Source organism: Vibrio sp. 970 (assembly GCF_033339075.1).
In genome coordinates this window covers 1-1,179 of sequence record NZ_JAWOTW010000085.1, presented here as the reverse complement: position 1 = coordinate 1,179, position 1,179 = coordinate 1, and the positions used below count along the sequence as shown (strand labels likewise).

Below are 1,179 nucleotides of genomic sequence, written 5' to 3'. Positions count from 1 at the left end.
AACTTAACCGAACTATCGTTATAAAAACAAAAGGTTATTGTTAAGTTTAGATTCTTCTGGCTAAGTTGTACGAAAATAAATCACTGATGCATCACAAATCGAAAAAGCGCTGCACAGTTCTTATTGCTCTGTTAAGCGGAAGATTTTGCCGCTGTCGGTAGAAAAGTAGATATAGCCATCGGGGCTTATTGTGATATCTCTGATTCGTTCTCCAAGCTTTTCCAGTAAGCGTTGCGATTCTGTGAGCTTGCCATCGTTAATGCTGACGACATTGATATGAGTGAGCTTTAACGCTCCAACTAATATTTTGCCGTCAAGTTCTGAGTATTTATCCCCGCGATAGAGCACCATATTGCTTGGAGCGATAGAGGGAATGTAAACCAATTTGGGGTCTTCCATTCCTGGCAGTGATTTCGCTTCACCCACATCAAGTGGGCCCCAATATTCTTTCCCTTGTGAGACTCTTGCCCAACCGTAGTTCGCCCCTTTTTTAATTAGGTTAATTTCGTCACCTCCACGCGGCCCATGTTCAATCGACCAAAGTTGATCTGTCTCTTTGTCGTAGAACAAACCTTGTGGATTGCGATGCCCGAAACTCCATATTTCAGGCTTTGCCTTGGAGGAAGTAAAAGGGTTATCTGTTGGCACCGTGCCGTCTAGATTCAAGCGTAGTATTGAGCCCGCGTGTGTTTGAGTATTTTGACCGTTGTCTCGTTCACCGCGATCGCCAATCGTGAAGTAGATCTTGCCATCAATAAACGCGATTCGACTGCCAAAATGTCGGCCAGTATCGGTGATAGCATCGGCGATGAAGAGATCTTTCCAGCCAGTTAGTTGCTCGCCACTTAGCGTTGCGGTGGCAAGTGCGACGTTGTTTCCTTTCTGGGTTCGTTTGCTGTAAGTGAAATACAGCTGTGGATTTTTCTTATCGGTATTTGGGGCGAGTGCGACATCCAGTAAACCGGCTTGTCCACTGGTGTTAACATTCTGAGCACTATGAATTTTCTGGCGTTGACCTGTCATCACATTGAGCAATGAAATGGTGCCATTTTTCTTGTTCACTACTACGCGTTGCGAATCGATAAATTCAATGCCCCAAGGGACTTGAAACCCATTGGCAACCTCATCTGCGTGGTATTGCGCAGCATGAAGTGAAAAAGATAAACAAGCGAGCAGGGC

Annotated in this window: 1 protein-coding gene; it reads right to left on the bottom strand. The window is 45.1% G+C overall.

Annotated elements, in window-relative coordinates:
* Positions 1-120: 120 nt before the first annotated feature.
* The gene (locus R7Q11_RS24870; RefSeq protein ID WP_225466843.1) at positions 121-1,176 is read right to left on the bottom strand and encodes a PQQ-dependent sugar dehydrogenase; all 1,056 of its coding nucleotides are present in this window, start codon (positions 1,174-1,176) and stop codon (positions 121-123) included.
* Positions 1,177-1,179 lie beyond the last annotated feature (3 nt).